2 protein-coding genes are annotated in these 1825 nt (G+C 36.3%); both read right to left on the bottom strand.

The genetic code is table 11. From position 1 onward, the window contains the following. On the bottom strand, positions 1 to 898 hold an 898-nt coding region (locus tag A5294_RS06275), incomplete at its 3' end, for a hypothetical protein (protein WP_064340728.1). Positions 899 to 1154: 256 nt separating this feature from the next. Then, on the bottom strand, positions 1155 to 1823 hold the full coding sequence (locus tag A5294_RS06270) for a rhomboid family intramembrane serine protease (RefSeq protein ID WP_064340727.1): 669 nt from the start codon (positions 1821 to 1823) through the stop codon (positions 1155 to 1157). Positions 1824 to 1825: the final 2 nt, after the last annotated feature.

Raw genomic sequence — 1825 nt, 5'->3', positions numbered from 1 at the left:
CTTTTTTATTATTTAAAACATTTGATTCAGGCTGTATTGATACCTGATTTGTTGAAGTATTGTAAGTTGCTTGTATAACAGTTATCTGATCATCGTTTGCGCAATATACTGGTACTTTTGTGTGCTGAGAGTTACTAAGTATTATCAATAGTTCCTTGCACTCGTTATTATGTGCGACTATATGTACGGCTTCTACATTGCCACTGAAATCACTAACTGTTTTGTGCCAATCAAGCATTGGAGAAAGTTTAATAATTACTATTTCTGCTTTAGTGAGCAACTGATTTTTAAGATCTAATACGTTTGGAGTGCAATCTTCAATAGCGTATGTGCGAGATCCTTGTTTGTTACGGCGAGCTGGATCAACGTATATTATCGTTGACTTAGGAATATTTTTGAGTGCATCAAGGCTATTGTTGTTGTAGCATTTTACGTTTGTAATACCAAGTGCATTCATATTGTGATGTGCAATGCTAGAAAGTTCGTTTTGCTGTTCAATACAAATAGCAGAATCGAAAACTTCAGACATTATTGTGCAATCAACTCCAAAGCCGCCAGTAAGGTCCACAAGTGTGCTACTAAAATTTTCTGAATTTAATTTGTTGAGTAATTCTTTTGCAACATTTGCTTTGTATTGTGCTGTTGATTGAGAAGAACACTGTTCCATAGAAATGTGTGCAGGATATATGACTTCGTTGCAGGAAGCCCATTTTGGCAGTTTTTGTTGCGCAATCTGTCTACCTGCTATTTGGTTAATTGCAAACGGTATGTCGATATTCGCGTTGCGTGGAGCTTTAAGAGCAGCTTTGCTTGGCGACAATTGTGCGTTTTCTTTAATAAAAGTGAGTGTAGAAGCGTTTGCTGGTTCGATTGTTTTTGGAACTTGAAGTGTAGGCATGAATCTCATTCCTTATTGAGGTGTAGAAAATTTTAGAGCAAGTAAATTTTAAAATTATGTAGTCGATAGTTTAGTCCACAAAAAACTTAAATTGTGGATAACTCTTATACACTTGTGCACAGGTTCACAAAAGGCAAGTTATCAACGTTTGTGATTAACTATGTGGATAACTTATATAGTTGTCACCAATTTAGGCACAACTTATACACAATCCTGTGCACATTGGTGGAAAACTACACGTGTGTAATTTAATAAATCATGCCTTCAAACAAAACATTGCACAAGCAGTGAGAATAGCAAATAGTGATACAAAATATACTAAGAAACGCGTATTAAACGAAGCTTTTTTAAGTAGCGGATTTTGTACTCCGAGCAATGCTGCAATTGCAGTACCTGAAATTAAGCCTCCAACGTGTGATTGCCAAGCGATATTAGGTACAATAATTGGCATAGCGAGAGTAATAGCAATCCAAATAATTGTTCCTCGCATGTTTTCTCCTAGTCGCCATTGTGCTACGAGAAGTGCACCTATAAGCCCCATAATAGCTCCCGAAGCACCGTATGAAGCAACGAACCAATTATTAGTGAGTTTGCACCATACGATATCAGCTACGCTTCCGCCAAAGCCGGATATTAAATACAATCCAAAAAACTTCCATTTACCGAAGAATCGTTCTAATTCAACTCCGAGCGACCAAAGACATAGCATATTGAAGAAAATATGGGTTAAATTTGGTGCGTGAACAAACATTGATGTGAACCAAGTCCAAGGTGTTTGTAACGCAGTAATTGGAAGAAACGCAGTATAGCTTATTAGAGTCGAATAATAATTTGGATATGCAAAGTTTAGTACCATTTCCAATATCCAAATAAAAATGCATGAATATACTAAAATGGCTGTGGTTGTGTTAAAACGAAGTCTTATAT

The organism is Gardnerella sp. 30-4, from assembly GCF_001641215.1.
Lineage (GTDB): Bacteria > Actinomycetota > Actinomycetes > Actinomycetales > Bifidobacteriaceae > Bifidobacterium > Bifidobacterium leopoldii.
The sequence above is the reverse complement of the archived record's forward strand: the minus strand, read 5'-3'. Positions and strand labels throughout refer to the sequence as shown.